19 protein-coding genes are annotated in these 18,722 nt (G+C 40.3%); 18 read left to right on the top strand and 1 reads right to left on the bottom strand.

Annotation, left to right across the window (positions count from 1 at the left end):
• The 17 genes from AC0MA3_RS22115 to AC0MA3_RS22035 all read left to right on the top strand — a co-directional run.
• Window positions 1-1,293 (top strand): helicase-related protein (locus AC0MA3_RS22115; RefSeq protein ID WP_474657805.1); only part of this gene is annotated, 1,293 nt, incomplete at its 5' end.
• Window positions 1,294-1,508: 215 nt separating this feature from the next.
• Window positions 1,509-2,168: a ComF family protein gene (locus AC0MA3_RS22110; RefSeq protein WP_474657804.1), complete on the top strand. Its 660-nt coding sequence runs from the start codon at window positions 1,509-1,511 to the stop codon at window positions 2,166-2,168.
• A 109-nt stretch (window positions 2,169-2,277) separates the two neighbouring features.
• Complete coding sequence (locus AC0MA3_RS22105; protein ID WP_379157225.1) at window positions 2,278-2,685, top strand: flagellar protein; 408 nt, start codon at window positions 2,278-2,280, stop codon at window positions 2,683-2,685.
• A gap of 122 nt (window positions 2,686-2,807) precedes the next feature.
• Window positions 2,808-3,104 (top strand): flagellar biosynthesis anti-sigma factor FlgM, encoded by a 297-nt coding sequence (gene flgM, locus AC0MA3_RS22100; RefSeq protein ID WP_474657803.1) that lies wholly within the window; start codon window positions 2,808-2,810, stop codon window positions 3,102-3,104.
• On the top strand, window positions 3,101-3,598 hold the full coding sequence (locus AC0MA3_RS22095; RefSeq protein ID WP_474657802.1) for a flagellar protein FlgN: 498 nt from the start codon (window positions 3,101-3,103) through the stop codon (window positions 3,596-3,598). The genes flgM and AC0MA3_RS22095 overlap by 4 nt, the downstream gene beginning before the upstream one ends.
• Before the next feature lie 36 nt (window positions 3,599-3,634).
• Complete coding sequence (flgK, locus tag AC0MA3_RS22090) at window positions 3,635-5,197, top strand: flagellar hook-associated protein FlgK (RefSeq protein ID WP_474657801.1); 1,563 nt, start codon at window positions 3,635-3,637, stop codon at window positions 5,195-5,197.
• Between the two features lie 14 nt (window positions 5,198-5,211).
• The gene (gene flgL, locus AC0MA3_RS22085) at window positions 5,212-6,108 is read left to right on the top strand and encodes a flagellar hook-associated protein FlgL (protein WP_474657800.1); all 897 of its coding nucleotides are present in this window, start codon (window positions 5,212-5,214) and stop codon (window positions 6,106-6,108) included.
• Between the two features lie 21 nt (window positions 6,109-6,129).
• Window positions 6,130-6,696, top strand: a complete 567-nt coding sequence (locus tag AC0MA3_RS22080; protein WP_474657799.1) for a DUF6470 family protein — start codon at window positions 6,130-6,132, stop codon at window positions 6,694-6,696.
• A gap of 50 nt (window positions 6,697-6,746) precedes the next feature.
• Window positions 6,747-7,169: a flagellar assembly protein FliW gene (locus AC0MA3_RS22075; RefSeq protein WP_474657798.1), complete on the top strand. Its 423-nt coding sequence runs from the start codon at window positions 6,747-6,749 to the stop codon at window positions 7,167-7,169.
• Window positions 7,170-7,391 carry a carbon storage regulator CsrA gene (gene csrA / locus AC0MA3_RS22070; RefSeq protein WP_474657797.1) on the top strand — a complete coding sequence of 74 codons (222 nt, stop codon included), beginning with the start codon at window positions 7,170-7,172 and terminating at the stop codon, window positions 7,389-7,391.
• Between the two features lie 113 nt (window positions 7,392-7,504).
• Window positions 7,505-8,311, top strand: coding sequence for a flagellin N-terminal helical domain-containing protein (locus AC0MA3_RS22065; RefSeq protein ID WP_474657796.1), 807 nt, complete (start codon window positions 7,505-7,507; stop codon window positions 8,309-8,311).
• A gap of 63 nt (window positions 8,312-8,374) precedes the next feature.
• The gene (locus tag AC0MA3_RS22060; RefSeq protein WP_474657795.1) at window positions 8,375-9,445 is read left to right on the top strand and encodes a tetratricopeptide repeat-containing glycosyltransferase family 2 protein; all 1,071 of its coding nucleotides are present in this window, start codon (window positions 8,375-8,377) and stop codon (window positions 9,443-9,445) included.
• 48 nt (window positions 9,446-9,493) lie between these two features.
• Window positions 9,494-11,290 carry a flagellar filament capping protein FliD gene (gene fliD / locus AC0MA3_RS22055; protein WP_474657794.1) on the top strand — a complete coding sequence of 599 codons (1,797 nt, stop codon included), beginning with the start codon at window positions 9,494-9,496 and terminating at the stop codon, window positions 11,288-11,290.
• 17 nt (window positions 11,291-11,307) lie between these two features.
• Window positions 11,308-11,658, top strand: a complete 351-nt coding sequence (locus tag AC0MA3_RS22050; protein ID WP_474657793.1) for a flagellar protein FlaG — start codon at window positions 11,308-11,310, stop codon at window positions 11,656-11,658.
• A gap of 8 nt (window positions 11,659-11,666) precedes the next feature.
• Window positions 11,667-12,047, top strand: coding sequence for a flagellar export chaperone FliS (gene fliS, locus AC0MA3_RS22045; protein WP_474657792.1), 381 nt, complete (start codon window positions 11,667-11,669; stop codon window positions 12,045-12,047).
• Window positions 12,044-12,409: a hypothetical protein gene (locus AC0MA3_RS22040; RefSeq protein WP_474657791.1), complete on the top strand. Its 366-nt coding sequence runs from the start codon at window positions 12,044-12,046 to the stop codon at window positions 12,407-12,409. Before fliS ends, AC0MA3_RS22040 begins: the two co-directional genes overlap by 4 nt.
• 42 nt (window positions 12,410-12,451) lie before the next feature.
• Window positions 12,452-15,352: an IPT/TIG domain-containing protein gene (locus tag AC0MA3_RS22035; RefSeq protein WP_474657790.1), complete on the top strand. Its 2,901-nt coding sequence runs from the start codon at window positions 12,452-12,454 to the stop codon at window positions 15,350-15,352.
• Between the two features lie 182 nt (window positions 15,353-15,534).
• On the opposite strand, the gene AC0MA3_RS22030 is transcribed toward AC0MA3_RS22035, so the two are convergent.
• Window positions 15,535-17,436 (bottom strand): glycosyltransferase, encoded by a 1,902-nt coding sequence (locus AC0MA3_RS22030; protein ID WP_474657789.1) that lies wholly within the window; start codon window positions 17,434-17,436, stop codon window positions 15,535-15,537.
• Between the two features lie 126 nt (window positions 17,437-17,562).
• Between AC0MA3_RS22030 and AC0MA3_RS22025 the strand changes: the two genes are divergently transcribed.
• Window positions 17,563-18,600: a class I SAM-dependent methyltransferase gene (locus AC0MA3_RS22025; protein ID WP_474657788.1), complete on the top strand. Its 1,038-nt coding sequence runs from the start codon at window positions 17,563-17,565 to the stop codon at window positions 18,598-18,600.
• Window positions 18,601-18,722 lie beyond the last annotated feature (122 nt).

Here is an 18,722-nt window from a genome sequence, read left to right as displayed (position 1 = left end):
GCCGGGGAACGCTGCCTGCGCTGCGGCAGCGCTCCCACGGGCCGCACGGCCTGCGCCGCGTGCGGCCTTGCGGGCTGCGCCTATTGCGAGGCCTGCCTCGCACTCGGGCGCAGCCGGGCTTGCGCGCTGCTGCTGCGCAGCGCAGCGCTTCCGGCCGTGCGGGGCACGGCCGGTTTTGACCCCACCGTGGCGGCACGCCGGTGGGAGCTTAGCGCAGCGCAGGCGGGAGCTGCCGGCGCTGCGCTGGAGTTCCTGGCGGAGCCGCGCAAGCGCTCCGCCGGGAGAGGCCCAGAGCGGTTCCTGCTCTGGGCCGTCACGGGAGCGGGGAAAACGGAGATCACGTTCCCGCTCCTGGAGGCGGTGCTCGCCGCCGGCGGCTGCGCGCTCGTCGCGACGCCGCGGCGCGACGTCGTACTCGAGCTGGCACCGCGGCTTGCCAAGGCTTTCCCGGCGGAGACACTCGCCGTGCTGTACGGCGGCAGCGCAGACCGCTGGATCCGTGGCCGGCTGACTCTGGCCACTACCCATCAGCTGCTGCGCTTTAACCAGAGCTTTGATCTCGTCATCATCGACGAGCTCGATGCCTATCCCTATCATAATAATGCTATGCTGTCCTTTGGAGCAGAATCCGCATGCAGGCCGGGAGGACGCTTTATCTTTTTGTCAGCTACGCCCCCAGTGGCAATGCAGCGGGAGATTCGTGCCGGCCGTTTGTCGCATGCCAAAGTGCCGGCACGCTATCATGGCCATCCGCTCCCGGTTCCCCATCGGATAGAGATCAGACAGGTGGAGGTTTATCTTCGTCGGCAATCCCTGCCGGCATCCTTTGTCCGTTCTCTGGAGGAATCCGCTCAGCGAGGCGCACAAATATTTGTGTTTGTCTCACGGATTCGTTATATTGAACCCCTTGTAGCTTTGCTGCGGTTGCGGTTCCCTGCACTGCCGATTCAAGGGACTTCTTCTCAAGATAAAGACCGTGCTGACAAAGTGCTTGCTTTTCGATCAGGGGATGTAAGGCTGCTGGTTACGACAACCATTCTTGAGCGCGGGGTTACGGTACCCAAAAGCGATGTGTATATATTGGACGCAGACTGCAGTTTATTTGATGAGACTTCTCTGGTACAGATGGCGGGACGTGCTGGCCGATCCGTTGAAGATCCCTCCGGCAAGGTTTTATTTGCCTCTCCCTACTGGACCCGGTCTCAACGCTCGGCAATCCGGCAAATTCAGCGGATGAATAAGCTCGCTTATAAAAAGGGATATCTGCACAGCATACAAGGAGTAAAGCTATGACATCATCCTGGGGAAAATTGTTACACCCGCTGGGACAATTGTTGTCTCCTTTGTCCAAGGTATGTCTGACGTGCGGAAGAACGATCCAAGCGCATAACCCCAGTTATCCGGAATTGTGTGTTGTTTGCTGTGCATCGATTCCCTGGATAACACACCTGCGGTGCAGGATATGCGGCCGTTATGTAGGATGTCCAGATTGCACTAGAGACCAAGGGATGACCCGGAATTATGTTATGAATCGAAGTGCTGTTGCGTACAATGGGCAAATGCGCGAATGGCTAGCCCAGTATAAATTCCGGGGGAATGAAGCCTATAGGCAGCTGCTGGCTCGTATGGCAGGTTGGGCCGCAAAAGCTATGGAGAGCGAACTGAGCAGTCAGAGGATCGATGCCCCTGCACGGAACTTTCACTTTGACGCAGTGACTTATGTACCGGCAAGTTCGGACAGAATGATGGAACGCGGTTTTAATCAGGCGGAGCAGCTTGCCTTAGGGGTGGGGGCGGCTTGCGGGATCCCGGTAATTTCATTACTGGAACGTATTTGTCATACCGAGAAACAAAGTCTGAAGTCCCGCCGGGAGCGCATCCGGGATTTGCAGGGTGTATACGGGACATTGCCGGATTCTTCTGAGAGACTTATAACAGCTATCGGGAATGTGGAGAAGAAGCATGTATTCAAGCCGCCATATTTTAAGATGAACCTGCGAAGAGAAACTTCCGGCATGGATCTTCTATCCCCACTGAGAATTATTATAGTGGACGATGTCTATACCACAGGAAGTACAGTAAATGCTTGCTCCAAGTTGATTCATGACATTTGCACAAGGATAGGGCGGCCGGTTGAGGTTTATATTATAACTTGGGCGAGATCCTGATTAATTTCTTTTGCAAGGTGTATATAAAAGATATGGACGAGCCCCCTTGAATGATGTAATCTAACTATAAAATGATGTTAGTTGAAGGGACGAGTTAAAGAGTATGGGTATGAATCTTGGAAATTGCTCGCTCTGTGGAAAGCTATTTACCAATAATTTTAGAGATATTTGTCCTTCCTGCGCTAAACTTATTGATCTCGACTATGATAAATGCGTTAAATATTTACGCGAGATGAGAACAGCTTCCATTCAGGACGTACACGAGGCCACTGAGGTGTCTATCAGCCGGATTACTAAATTCATTAAAGAAGGGCGCATTTCGGTTGCCAACAATCCTAATATCATGTATCCATGCGAGGTTTGCGGGATACTCATCCGGGAAAATAATATGTGCGACTCCTGCCGCAGCCGCCTTACCCGTGAGATATCTGAAGCTGGTAAAGATAAGTCGCAATACAATCAGAATAATAAAAAAAATGGGGGCGCCTACAGCGCTGTTGACAAATTCCGCGATTAATTCCCCGCTTAAGTGACATAATATTCTTTATAAACCTATAGTATGCTATTCATAATATTTTATTTTACGCCGATAAACTTAGTAAAGATTATCGGCTTTTTTATTCTAGTGAGGTGATTAATTTGAAAATTAATGAGACTGGACGAATAGGCGGAGTGAATCCGTACCAACGAAACATGGACACACGGGATAACCAGGTGGATAAAAAGAAGTCTCAAAAAGATCAAGTGTCTATTTCAAATGAGGCACTGGAGATGTTGGAAGCACAGGTACGCAGCGTTACTCCTGAACGTGCTCAGAAGATCGAAGACCTTAAGCAACGAGTGGCCTCTGGTACTTATCATATTGAAGCAGGGAAAATTGCTGAGAAACTCCTTCCTTATTTTAAAGGAAATGAGAAACAAGGTGATACTAAGTGAACATATGTTCGGTTATCACAACAATGGAACGGTTAATCGAACTTCATGAGTCCTTAATTAACACTGCAAATGAAAAAAAAAGAGCCATTGTAGATAATAACATTCAACTGCTAACAAATTTAATGACACAAGAAAATCGCTTGCTAAAGCAAATTGCAACAACCGAAGAAAAAAGGCTGGAAAACGTGGATGCTTTTTTGAAAGAAAAGGGCATACGTTCACAATTAAATCTAACGATCACTGAATTGAGCCGGCTTGTATTTGACACGGAGAATAAGCAAAAGCTACTGGATACAAAAGATCGTTTAATTCATAACATTAACTCTCTAAAAAAAGAAAATCAAACAGTAGAACAGCTACTTGAGCAATCATTAGAGTTTATTGATTTTTCATTAAATATTATTGTGGGTGTTGATGATGATTTGATTTATCAGAATCCACTACAACCGGCAGTGGGGTATAAGAAAAATAATTTTTTTGATTCCAAAATATAGATGGATTTATTGATAGAGAGTTAAGGAGGGACATTAATGACGTCTACGTTCCATGGCATAGAAACAGCCAAGCGAAGTTTGTTTACACAAATGGCAGCGATGAACACTACAGGACATAATATAGCAAATGCAAGTACTGAGGGGTATTCACGCCAGACAGTAGGTATGGCGGCTACAAGACCACTAGAGGCGCCGGGATTATATAAGTCTACCAACCCTGGTCAATTAGGGACTGGAGTTGAAGTTACATATATTAAAAGGGTTCGGGACGCCTTCCTGGATGATCAGTACTGGGATGTGAATCGTTCGCTTGGTGAGTGGGAGACGCAAGCCAATACATTGTCAAAGATTGAGAAAATCTTTAATGAACCTTCCGATTCAGGGTTAACTACGGTAATCGATAATTTCTGGAAATCCTGGTCTGAAATGAGTAAAGATCCTGAGAATGTGACTTCAAGAAAGATTGTTAAAGAAAATGCTTTAGCTTTAGTGGATGCATTTAATGAGACAAGCAAGAAATTAACCGATATGCAAGATGATTTAACTTCAAGTCTGTCTGTTAATGCACAGAATATTAATACATTAACAAGTCAGGTTGCTGATCTTAACGCACAGATTTCTAAGATCGAGGTTTTTAAAGACAATGCAAATGACTTGCGGGATCAACGCGACCTAATAATCGATCAGTTATCCAAACTTGGGAACGTCACCGTAGCAGAAGAGGCTACAGGATATCGGGTGACTGTTGGTGGTGTGGAATTGGTGAATGGAGATGCTTCAGTAGTTACAACTGCAGCCACTTGGGAAACGGCATACTCATCTAACACTTTGACGAGTGGCGAGATGTTTGGTATAGCCAAATCAAGAGACGTCATTGTAAGTGACTACATTGATCAGCTCAATCAACTTGCTAATACAATGGCTAATGGTGAAGTACAAGTAACGATTCCGGCAGGTTCTGTACTACCCGAGGGGACTGTCTTGGATGGTGTTACGTATACCGGGGCAAGTAGAACTTTGACTTCGGATTTGACAGCAACGGTTAAAGGGATCAATGGGCTGCATAAATTAGGTTATGTGCTAACCACACCATTGACTAATGGTGTAGAAATTTTCAATTCAAGTGGAGGACCATTAACTGCAAGTTCTTTTCAGTTAAATCCAATTATTGAAAATAATCCGAATCAGATCGCTTCTTCCATTCGTGTGACAACAAACGCATCGAATGTTGAGGAAGTTGTAAAAGGGAATAATACACTTGCCTTGCTTATGTCACAATTAAGAGAGGGTTCCTTTAAATTCAACCCAATTGCAAGTAATAATGGAATCACCAACGGAACAATAAATGACTATTATCGTTCTATGATGGGGCAATTAGGGGTAGAGAGTAGAGAAGCAATGCGTCAGCAAGAGAACAACCAATTGCTTGTTGATCAAGTAGAATCCAGAAGGCAGTCCGTAAGCGGGGTGTCGTTAGATGAGGAAATGGCGAATTTAATCAAGTTTCAGCATGCCTATTCTGCTGCTTCGCGTGTAATGACGACAATGGATCAGAATTTGGACAAAATTATTAATAGTATGGGTGTTGTAGGTAGATAGAGGAGGTATAGGTAATGGCGTTACGTGTTACACCTGGAATGATGAATTTACAGATGATGAGAAATATTAATAATAACCTTGTCAGTATGGATTCGAAACAGAATATGCTTTCTACAGGGATGAAGCTCAATAAACCATCTGATGATCCGGTAGGCATTACCTACTCACTAAGATATCGTAGTGAATTATCCATAAATGACCAATATCAAAAGAATGCAGATGCAGCAACATCCTGGCTGGATTATAGTGATACAGTTTTGGGACAGGTCAATGATCTTGCTCAACGGGCAAATGAATTGACCGTTCAAGGGGTTAATGGTTCTAATCCTCAAGAAGCCATGGATGCAGTCAGTATTGAAATAAAGCAAATTTATGAGCAGCTTGTTACATTGGGAAACAGCAAGTTTAATGATAAATATATATTTAACGGTCAATTAACAGACAAAGTTCCATATGATGCTTCAATAGCTGGAACACAAGGGACAGATACTCTCGGTATAACGTATAAATTTACCGAAGGAGCATCTTTGTCAATAAATGTTACTGGACAAGATGTATTTGGTAAACCTACAGATTCAGATAATATGTTTGCAATCTTAAATAGAGTTCAAGCAGCATTAAGTACAGGGAACAAAGCAGCAGCTCAAGGAGAACTTGAACTCCTCAAGAATCGTGTTTCCAAAATAAATGAGGCCCGCTCTGAGATAGGGGCGAAGACGAACAGAGTAGAACTTATAACTACTCGCTTGGGTGATCTGGAAATGAATTTAACGGGCATGCAGTCTAAGACAGAAGATGCTGATATGGCCGATACCATTATGAAGTTAAAACAAGATGAAAGTGTGTACCAAGCTTCTTTGGCAACAAGTGCAAAAATTATGCAAGTAAGTCTTTTAGATTATTTGCGTTAATTTAGTAAAAGGGGGAGGCAGATGAATCTACAACGACTTTCTATTCGTCAAACCTATGCTTCCACAGCCATTGAGACCAAGCAAGCTCAACTAAGTATAGAATCTCCTCAGGGGGAACTTGAAATTGAGAGTACCCCTGCTACGATGGAGGTCAACACCAATCCTTCAGAGCTAGCAGTGGATAGTTCAAGAGCGTGGATGGCGCTTGGCAAGGGGAGTAATCTGGAGTGGAACCGTATGGTTTTCAGTCAGATGGAACAAACTTTTCTTCTTAATGTCTCCCGAATTGTTGATGAAGGTAATCAATTGGCTAAGTTCACCAGACAAGGGAGTTCTATTGCTGACATGGTGGTACAACGTATTCAAGAAAAATCAAATATTGAGTATGTTGGAGAATCATCCTTCATGAATGTAGATCTTAACTATGCTCCTGCTGATATGACTGTGGACTGGAACAAGCATGAGACTAGAATACAATATACTCCACATCGCCCGGAAATCTCGTACCAAAAGGGCGAAATAGACATTTACCTTAAAAATAAAAATTCTATACAAATGTGGGTTAGTAATTATGATGTATACGGTTAGAATAAGACTATAGCTGAAAAGCTGTAGTCTTTTTAATAGGAGGCTGGCAAATGTTTAATAATTTTAATAATATGGTAGTATCTTTCCGGGGAAGCATATTGGGTTTTGAAGAACTAGACAGGTTTGTAGTAGAAACAATTGAGGGGACTCCATTTGCGTATTTAAAGAGCTTGGAGGATCCCAAAATATCATTTTTAACAACTTCACCATTTCAATGGCGTCAGGACTATACACTTCAGTTAGAGGAACCCACTAAAAAGAAGTTACTCTTAGAGAATCCGGAAGATGTATTAGTGCTGTGTATAGTCACAATAAATAAATCTCTCGAGTCGTCCACTATTAATCTAATTGGTCCATTAATAGTCAATGTAAAAGAATTTGTTGGAATGCAGCATGTGTTTCACGAAAAAGGGCAATATACAACCAAAAGCCCATTAATAATAACTGCATCTAAGGAAGAGGGGGTGGAGTGAATGCTTGTGCTTTCTAGGAAGAGAGGGCAGTCAATTCTACTCAATAATGACATAGAAATATATATTTCTTTAATTGAAGGAGATAGTGTCAAAATAGGTATTAGAGCTCCTGAAGATGTTATTATCCTGAGAAAAGAGCTTGTAGAAGAGATCCAAGCGAACAATCGGGAAGCTGCAGTCGTCCCTCTTGATGCAAACACAATAAAAAAATTAAAAATATAATTTTTTTTTGGATAAGTATAAACTTCGCTCTTAAACATCCGATATATATATTGTAAGGCCAAAGGCCTACTTCACAAGGATGTGAAATTTAAAAACTCAAGGAGGAACAAACAATGATTATTAATCACAATCTCAACGCAATGAACTCTCACCGGAACTTGACATTCAACAACATTCAACAAGGTAAATCCAGTGAGAAACTATCTTCCGGTTACCGTATCAACCGTGCCGCTGATGATGCAGCCGGTCTTTCAATCTCTGAGAAAATGCGTTCCCAAATCAAAGGTATGAACCAAGGTATGCGCAACACACAAGACGGTATCTCCATGGTGCAAGCGGCTGAAGGCGCAATGAACGAAGTTTCTGACATGCTAACTCGCATGAAAGAATTGACAGTTCAAGGTTCCAATGCTACGTACAATGCTACTGACCTGACAGCAATGGATAATGAATTCCAAAAGCTTGCTACAGCCATTAGCGACATCGCAACAAACTTTGATTTCAATGGCGTTAAGGTTCTGGATGGTACTGCTACTGCTGTATCGATTCAAACTTCAGGCGGACAAGCTGACCAAGTTGTTGTTGATTTCACTGATGCGAACCTTAGCACGCTGACGTTTGTTGGTATTACTTCTACTGCTGGAGCCTTAACGGAAAGTAAGACAGTAGATGACGCAATCGAAACAGTTAACAAAGGCCGTTCGACACTTGGTGCATATCAAAACCAACTCGAGCATGTGTTCAACAATGTTGGCGTTAATGCAGAGAACCTTCAAGCTGCAGAATCACGTATCCGTGATACGGATATGGCAAAAGAGATGATGAGTTACACTAAATCTAACATTCTGCAACAAGCTGCTACAGCTATGTTGGCTCAAGCTAACCAAGCTCCACAAGGCGTACTACAACTGTTGCGTTAATTTTACCGGAAGTAGAGGCCCACTATTATGGTGGGTCTCTTTTCTATAAGGAGAGTCTTTGCCATGAAGATTTCTGTATGTATGATAGTCAAGAATGAAGAAGATCAATTAGCTAAATCTTTATCCAGTATTCCTTCTGCGTACGAGATTATCATGGTTGATACAGGGTCAACAGATAAAACGATAGATATAGCTAATCGATTTAATGTGAAAATATACCACTATAAATGGGCCGATAGTTTCGCAGATGCACGGAATGAAGCTATCAGTAGAGCAACAGGAGACTATATCCTAATATTAGATGCTGATGAAGAACTAACTTCAACGATAGAGGGATCTGTTAATGATTTCATTAATGACTACCCAGATCAAGCGGGAGCAGTGAAAATTGAAAATATTATGGATGAGGAGATTTCCATAAGCAGAATGATTCGTTTCTTCCCTAACCAACGAGGATATCATTTCGTAGGGAATGTGCATGAACGATTGTGCAGGGATAACGAAGAGCTTGGCGTGCTGAAATGCCCAATTACGATACGACATTATGGATATCAGGAAGAGCTTTATCAGAGAAAAGAAAAATATGAACGTTACGTTCATTTATATACACAAATGTTGAGAAATAACCCTCAAGATGGATACATGCTCTATCAACTAGGTAAACTCTACTACTCACAAAAGAAATATATCGATGCTTTTAATGCCTTTGAAAAGTGCCTCTCTCTTCAACAGTTTGAGTGGTTGTATTTCCCACCTATGATCATTCAGTTAGGGTATACACTTAAAGAATTAGGACAGTTCAATGTGGCTTTGGAATTATTAGAACAATTCCTACCGTTATACCCGAAATTTCCGGATTTACCATTTGTACTTGGGTTGATCTCCATAGAGTGTGGGAATTTTTTTAACATAGAGAAATATTTTAAATTGGCATTGGAAATCGGTGAAACAGATCATTATTCAACTATAGTAGGGAATGGAAGTTTTCGGGTTGCACATAATTTAGCTGTTTTTTACGAAGTAACAGGGCAGTTAGAACTAGCAAAAGCAAACTATGAGATCGCAGCGCAATATGGATTTCAGCCTTCCATAGCACGCTTGAAAGTAATTTTGCGGAATGCTAAACAAATGTAGGCTTTTGTTCGATATATAATGTAAATAGTAGTCTAGGGGGATGAATGCATGCCGATGAGAATAACGGGAATGTCATCTGGAATGGATATTGATTCAATCATAAAGGACTTAATGAAAGCTGAGAGAGTCCCTCAAACAAAATTGAAACAGAAGAAAGACTTATTGAATTTTCAAACTGATTTATTGCGTGAAGTAAACACCAAGTTGTCAGCATTACGTGAATCATTGAATGCGATTAAGTATAGTTCAAGTCTTACTGGTACCAAAGCAACATCATCTTCAAGTGAGATTACGGCAACGGTAAATTCAACTACTTCAAAAAGTTCGTATTCGCTTGAAGTAATGCAGCTTGCTACTAGTGCATCCAATTCAGGAACCGGCGGGGTTACAAACTTAGGTCTAGTTGGAGGAAATGACTATACGACTTCTACTATTACACAAGGTGTGAATGATAGCCTGATTGTTACAGTAGATAAACAAGCTAAAATGATAACACTAAAGCCAGGTACTTACACGATTGATGAAATGAAGAGCCAATTTCAAACTTCTCTTGACACAGCATTTGGTACAAATAAAGTTACAGTGAGTGTTAATGGAGGAAGTAAAATTCAACTTGATCCTGTGGCTGCTCTCAAACCACAAGTAATAGTCAATGAAGGAAATGGAGCAATGGCCGCATTAGGATTTACAGAAGGACAATCATATCGGTTGAATACAAATATGAAACTTAGTGATCTTGTTGCTTCTAACAAGCTTAATAGTGGTACTACTATGGCTATCCCTGGAGAATTCAAGGTTAACGGTGTATCAATAACTTACGATGCAAATTCGACATTACAGTCTATCATGAATAAAGTTAATAGTTCGTCAGCTAATGTGAATATGAGTTATGACACTATTAATGATAGCTTTGTATTTAAGAGTCGAGCCCTTGGAGCAACTTCTGAAGTGAAACTTGAAAATGTTACGGGCAATTTTATTGATGCTATAGGTTTGTCTCCATCCACAGTTAATGGACTTGATGCGGAAATTACAATTGATGGATTGGCTCAAACTAAATCATCTAATAATTTCACTTATGATGGAGTGGCTTATCAACTAAATAAAACTACTACAGCTCCAGTTACAGTTGCAATAGCCGCAGATGCTAGCGCGGTAGTTGATAAAGTGAAAAAGTTTATTACTGCATATAACGACATGATAGAATTAGTCAATGTTCGTCTTGGGGAAACGAAAGAACGAGGATATAGCCCGCTTACTGAGGATGAAAAAAGTGCCATGAGCGAAGCTGATGTGAAAACATGGGAATCCAAAGTGAAATTAGGCTTACTTCATAATTCTTCAATATTAAAGGAAGCGAAGGGTTCTTTAAGGGAGCTTTTAAGCAAGACAGTCGATGGAATAGCAGATGAATTCAACACGTTATCTGAGGTTGGCATTACGACTGTTCCTTATATTAAGGGAGATATCAAGAATGCAGGTAAAATAATCCTTGATGAAACCAAATTGCAAAATGCAATTGCTAAAGATCCAAATGCGGTTAGCGCACTATTCACAAATAATCCTGGGTTTGAGAGCCAAGAGGGTATTGCAGTAACAATGTATAATAGAGTTGATAGTATCCTGAGTACTTTAATTAAAGAGGCTGGCCGTTCAGGAAGCTCAACAAGTGACATAACTACAAAACTTGGAAAACAGATTTATCAGCTTGACGATAAAATTGTAGCGATGAATTCCTTATTGAATAAGAAGGAAGATAATTATTACAAACGCTTTTCAGCAATGGAAAAAGCGATTTCAAATGCTAATTCGCAATCTGCATGGTTATCGTCACAAATGGGTTAAATTTAGGAGGAGCGACAATGGAAATTCAACCAAAGTTGCAGATGGTTCAGTCACAAGTTAGAGCGGAAAAACCCGTTGTTTTGGTAAGTGGTGAATATGAGGCATTGGTAGAGAAGAGCAAAGGTGGAATATTGACAGTAAGTGAAAAAGCAATAGTGAACTCAGTGGAAAAGGCTAATAAGGCAGTAGAGGGATCTGCACATGAGTTTAGATACAAACTGCATGAAGCAACTAATACCTTCATTGTTCAAATACTAACACGCGATACACACGAGGTTATCCATGAAATTCCTTCCGAGAAATTTATTGATTTGGTAGAAAAGTTAAAAGAATTAACCATCGGAGCTATAATCGATGAGAAGAGGTGACAAGTAGTATGGTACTACAAGCGCAAGACCATTATATGAATGCTCAAATTAAGACGGCATCACCAGGAGAGCTAACCTTAATGCTATATAATGGCTGCCTACGGTTTATGAAGCAGGCTATAGGATGTATTGAGAAACGCGACATTGAAGGCAAACATATTTCTTTACTTAAAGCCCAGAATATCATTGAAGAACTTCGTGTCACATTGGATATGAAGTATGAAATATCTCATAATTTGAATAATTTGTACACATATATTTACTCTATGCTGACAGAGGCGAATATTAAGCAAAACAAAGACAAGATTATGGAATGCATTAATCTCATAGCTGAATTACGTGATACTTGGGGTGAAGCACTAAAGACTGTTAAGAGAAGTACAGTATGAGTCACACTATTATTGAATACCTGAATGAATTGGTGGAGGTTTCCGAGCGGATAGTGAACCTTGATTTAGTAGTTGATGTGAACGATACAATACTTTTGGATTTGCAATCACAACAACAAACTATCCGAAATTCAATAGATGCAGTTCGTAAAGAGAAGTTAAGCATTGTTTATAGTGATCAAGAGATACAGTGCTTAAAAAAATGTGAAGAGTTAGAGGTCCTTATCTCTCAAAAACTAACTAATACTCGAAATGCGATAAATACTCAATTATATGAGATTTCAGCAGGAAGACGTTCACAAAGCATCTATAATTCTGATATAGTCCATCGAACGGGATATTTCATTGATAGCCAAAGATAATTTACAAACGTGAGTTCGATTCTATTTATGGAGGAATACAAGATGAAGATAACAAAAAAATGGATTGCCTTATTACTGTCGTCTATCCTTGCACTTAGTGGACTTTTGACGTCTGCACCAGCAGCTAATGCTGCCGTAAATGATTATGTTACCGTATCCAAAACTGTAAATCCAAGTACAATTACCACAATAGATGAAGCAGAGGTTGCTTTGAATATTACAGGAACGCCACCAGTAAACGTCATAGTACCTAATGATGTTGTACTAATTATCGATAAGTCAGGCAGTATGCTTCCTTCCTATAACAATGGGGAAGACAAAATGACTAATGCAAAAGATGCAGCAAAGGGTTTTATCGATTTAATGGACATGACTAAGCACAGAGTAGCAGTAGTTGATTTCTCCTCGACTACTTCGATCGGGACTTTTCCGTTTTCAACAGATAAGGAAGCAACGAAGAACTACATAAGTGGGATTACAGCCAATGGTTCGACCGCAACGGGTGATGCTGTTGAAACAGCAATGAATCTTTTGGCTGATCACCGCCCTGAAGCTCAGCCAGTTATTATTCTTATGACAGATGGAGCGGCAACACAACCTACCAATGATCCCTTTGGTTACGCTAAGGCGAAAGCTCAGTTAGCAAAAGATGCAGGTATTATCTTTTATACCATTGCTCTACTGCAAACAACAGAGAATCCAGATACAAGCGCACCTAACATTTTGATGAAAGAAATGGCAACCACTGCCAATCACCATCATTTTGTACTTGGGTCTATTGGATTAAGCGAAATCTATGCTGCAATTGTTAAAGAAATTGGTATGGCAAGCGCCTATAATGTGACGGTAACAGATGTTGTGGATCCTAACTTTGAAATAGTACCAGGTTCATATGACAGCAACATTCCAAAACCAACTGTTACTGGCAATACACTAACGTGGACTTTCAATGAGTTGAAAAATAGTATATTAACATTTACTTATAAAATTCGTCCTATAAGTAAGACTAAGACAGGTCTATTACCGATCTCGACAGCATCTTCCCTAATTACCTATAGCGACTACGCTGGAGCAGCTCGAAGCAAAGCAATCCCAAGTGCTAATCTTACGGTTAAGCTTCCCGCACCGCAGATCACTTCAATTGTGCAACCTGTGGGACATCCCAATGGGGGAGAAACAGTTACAATTGAAGGAAAATATTTTGTTCCCGGTGCTTCTGTGTTATTCGGAACTACACTTGCAACAAACGTTGTAGTTGTGAGCGACACTCAAATTACAGTTACTGCCCCAAAAGGAGCGCAAGGTGTAGTAGACGTAACGGTGAAGAATCCTGATACTCAAAAAGCAGTGGATCAGTACCAATACAAGACAGATCCGATCGTAACGTCAATTACACCTAGCAATGGACCGCTTGAAGGAGGAGGCACTGTTACTATTCTAGGGAACTATTTAATGAAAGGCCTGGGCGTTAAGTTTGCTGATCAACCTTCAGTGGTCTCAACGTACACTAATGTAAGTTATATTAAAGTAACCGTACCTAAAGGATTGTTACCGGGCCCTGTGGATGTTACCTTAACAAATCCGGATGGAACAAGCGTTGTTATCCCAGCTGGATATACTTATGATAAGCCAATTTCAACAGACCCCGAAATTACAGCGATAACCCCTAACACGAGTCTAGTAACGGGTGGTATCATCTCTTATGTAGACGGTAAAAACTTTAAAACAGGTATGAAAGTGCTAATTGGTGGTAAAGATGCGGCAACCACATTTGTATCTTCTACTCGGTTTAAAATAACTATCCCTGTTGGCGACACAGCGGGTCAAGTGGATGTATCAGTCGTAGCTCTCGATGGTAAAATTTATACTCTGACAAATGGATATACATATACAGCAATAGTATATCCTACACCTTCAATTACTTCGATAACACCAAACACAGGGTTGATTGCTGGTGGAGACATTGTATATATTGATGGAAGCAATTTTGTAAATGGCACATCTAAAGTATTTATTGGCACCAAAGAAGCTCCGACTACTTTTGTTAGTAGCACCAGACTTAAAGTAACAATTCCGTCAGGAGATGCCACAGGCAAAGTGGATGTCAAAGTTGTGAACAGTACCAATGAAGCACTCTTGGCACAAGGATATGAGTATACCCTACCAGTTATAATGCCTATTACAATTACGACTATTACTCCAAATATGGGGTTAATGTCGGGTGGATCGATTATCTATATTGATGGTACGAATATGAAGTCTGGTGCAATGGTGTCATTCGGGTCAACAACTGTGTCCAGCACATATGTAAGCTCGACTCGTATTAAGGTGACAGTTCCTGCCGCAGTGGTAGCAGGCAAGGTGGACGTTACGGTGACTAATCCGGATGGTGGGTCGGGAACTCTTGCTCAAGGATTTGAATATACAATTGTTACACCAACAATTACAAGCGTATCCCCGAACCATGCTAACAAATTGGGTGGAGATATCGTCTATGTCGACGGCACGTACTTTGACAACACAGCTACAGTCACTGTGAATAACGTGAGCGCTGGAGTAATCTTTGTAAGCAACACTCGCCTTAAAGTTACGATTCCTGCAAGTCCTACTATTGGTATTGTATCGCTTGTCCTTACGTTAGCCAATGGACAATCAGCATCCATTCCTTTTACTTATGATAATGGTATCTTGTTGCCAGCGCCAACACTAACTGGCATGACATCAACCATTGGCTCGGCAGGGAACATTATCTACATTGATGGCACGAATTTTAAAAATAAGCCTACTGTATTCTTTGGAAGTACCCAAGTTGTTACAGTGACTTACGTTAGTGCGACTCGTGTGAAAGTAACTGTACCTACCGGAACGTCTGGTCCTGTTAACGTAAAAGTTATTAATCCGGACGGTCAAGAAAGTAATACACTCGTATATACTTATAATTAAAAGGTTTTATCAAGCTAAGATAAAGATAAAAGTAGTAAAGAGATGGTTCCAGTTAGTGGGACCATCTCTTTTATGACTCCTGGTATTACTCTGGTTATAGTAATGAAGTAGTTCTCCTGCAAAAAAACGGCTGATCAGAGGCTTTCACCCCTTGACCAACCGATGTAAATATATTTTTGGATTTAGTTTATTGTGAGAAACTCAAGATTAGGGTATTGGGTATAATAATCTTTGAGCAGATCCGTGTAATCATCTGAGGAGAAATATTCTTTTATTCTTCCCAACAGATCTATTGAAATTTTTTTCTGAAGTGATGCTGTAAAGAACTTAAAGCCGTCTCTTAATTCACCCATGTTTATATACCACTGTCCAATGATCTTAAGTCCTTCAGCCTCAAGTAAATGATTTTCTAGAAGAAAGCTGAATAATTCAAGGGCTTCGTCCATTCGTCCTATTTGATAAAACATTTCGGCAAGCAGGTTGAGAGTTCGAACGTTCGCCATACGTTGTAATAGAGTAAGATAAAGATCTTTATAATTATATTTCCACATGAGTAATAAAGTCTGTGCGAGCATTTGTTCATGACCTTCCAGCACTTCATAGTCCAAACTCTGATCTTGGAGTGCAATTAATGCCTGCTGGGCAAGTTTTTGACAAGGAACTAGATCGCTCTCTGCTAAGGTAGTTAAGCTCGTATTATTGAAAATAATCGCTGCCATAAGCGCGATGTAAGAAGGGAGGGTTTCACCCATTCCTTCTATTGAAACCACAAGCTTCTTGTATAATAAATCCATTAAAAGGATATCCTGATCCCCTAATTTAATGCCGATTTTATCAATAGAATCTTGGTAGTGAGAGATTAAATTCATATTCCCCGTATATAGTGCAAACTTAAACAACAAGACAGGATTCATAGAAACGTTCAACGGGTATATCATTTCTAAAATTTGTTTTACCTGATCGACAGATTCAACGATCAGCAAATGCTCGATCAATTGCTGAAGAACTTGATAATTTTTAGGCTGCAAATGCAACGTTTTTACCCAACATTGAACAGCGCTTGTTAAATCCCCTTTTTTTCTATATATGGCACCAAGTATTTGATAAGGGATGATTTTTCCGTACGCAGGTTGGACAATCCAATATGGAACATTTTTCTGTTCAGCTTCATCTGCGACTTGAATACACTTCTCAAATTCGTGAATAGCTGCATTCCAAAACCCTAGAGAATCCAATAGAATTCCATTTAAACAGTAGTAATCTGTATGATGAGGCATTAAATTTATACCGTTGTGGATATGCTTGTAAGCTAAATGATGCAGATCTTGCTGTATTTCTACAGTAATGAGTCTATCCAGTAAATTGTGGTACCAAGAATCCTTTGGCATAACTGTTTCATAGGATATTTGATAAGAGTCAAGTGCTAAGCTCGCCTCTCCTGTATTTGAGTATTCATTGCCAAGAATAAAATGGTAATAAGATTTGTTATGGTTATTGGCGTTCATTTTTTCCAATATAGACATATTTCGCTGTGACTTATTCTTTTGTTGAACGATTTCTTGTATATAACCGGAATGGAATAATGTGAATGAAAGAGATGTATAAAGAATATCTCCTTTGGTAGACAATAACTGCTCATGGAGCGGTTGTGAATAATGAATATTAGAATGGTTTTTGAAAAGTCGGGCTCCAGTTGACTCTATCATCTTTGTTTCGTCATAACCGTTCCCCGTAAAATTCATTATTTTAACAATAAAAGCATTTGGCTTTTTAATACTGTAACTTTCAAGATATTTCCGCAGTTGTTTGTGTCCTGTATTTTGTACATATTCATCTGCGTCTAATACAAGAATCCATTCCCCTGTTGCATAACGTAACGATTCATTACGGGCTGCAGAGAAATCATTATTCCATTCGAAATCATAAACATGATCTGTATATTGACGAGCAATTAGTTTGGTACTGTCTTCCGAACCTGTATCGACAATTATAATCTCATCAACTAAATTCTTCACACTTTCTAGGCAACGAGAGAGCAACTTTTCTTCATTTTTTACGATCATGCATAATGAAATTAGTTTCATGAATCCTCCAAGGTAGTCTATATATTAGTACTTTCACTTTATTATATCGGTTTGTTCGTAAATATCCGATATAATAAATGAATTAACTAAAATTATTGAAAGAATATAGGGGGGATTTACTCTAAAATGCGACAACCAAAAGATCAAACAAATTTGTTATTTAAAGAAGCTGAGAACTTACTGAACACAGAAGATGAGAAGGCTCTTTTATTATACAAGAGAATGCTAAGTGAGAATTCCGGCTATTCTGCACTTGCTGCTTTCAGAATTGGTGAAATTAGTAATCGTTTAGGTGATCCAATAAGCTCGTTTGAATATCATGAACTTGCCTATAAGTTAACCCCAGAATTTTCAAGGTTTCTTGTGAAAGAAGATCACCCTTCTTTTTATTACAAATATGTAAAACCTAGCGAGATAATTATAGATCATTGCCCCCTATGTGGTATGAAGGGTTCACCGTATTCTTGCTATAACACAACGACATCACTGGACTTTATTCATGGGTTTAATCCTGTTCGGTTATGGATGTGTTGTGACGAATGTCACCATTTGTTTGCTAATAATTACTCCGATAGGCTTGGTGAACTGCTAACCAATTCCGCTTTCGATTTTAATTTGGATCCCAAAACTCATCTTTTTTCAAAACTCAGTCCTATATTAATGCAAATTAGTCAAATAGCTTCAGGGTCCAGGCTGCTGGAGGTGGGAGTAGGGGCAGGGGAATTCTCTGCGGTTGCCAAGGAGTTTCAGTTTGATGTGACAGGATTAGATATCCGACCTAAATATGCAGAAGCTGTCTCCAGAATGTTAGATATTCCAGTTCATGTAGAGGATTTTCAAAAATTTAATTCAAATGAGAAATTTAATGTGGTTATCATGGGGGATGTTATTGAACATATGAATGATCCAATCAGTGCATTGCGTAAAGCTTACTCTCTTCTTCAAGACCATGGTGTACTCTGGATATCTACTCCTAACTTTGAGAGTGCCTTTTCAATGGTAACGAAAGATAAGGATCCTATGTGGCGCATCGTAGAACACTTGAATTATTTCTCCTATCGCTCCCTTAGCAAATGGTTGGATATTATAGGATTTGAGGTTGTTAATTATAGTGTATCAGGACATTACAATGGATCTATGGAAATAATATCCGTTAAAAAATAACAATACACCTGGTTTAAGAAGACTTTGATAATTGAGGGAATCATATCCATTGAAATCCAGTCGCTAATTTTCTGAACTGAAAAGTGAATAGCTTTTCTAGAATAACGATAGAATCTTGCCGA

The sequence above is a fragment of the Paenibacillus sp. LS-5 genome (genome assembly GCF_056121505.1).
This window is presented reverse-complemented; position numbering and strand designations above follow the sequence as displayed.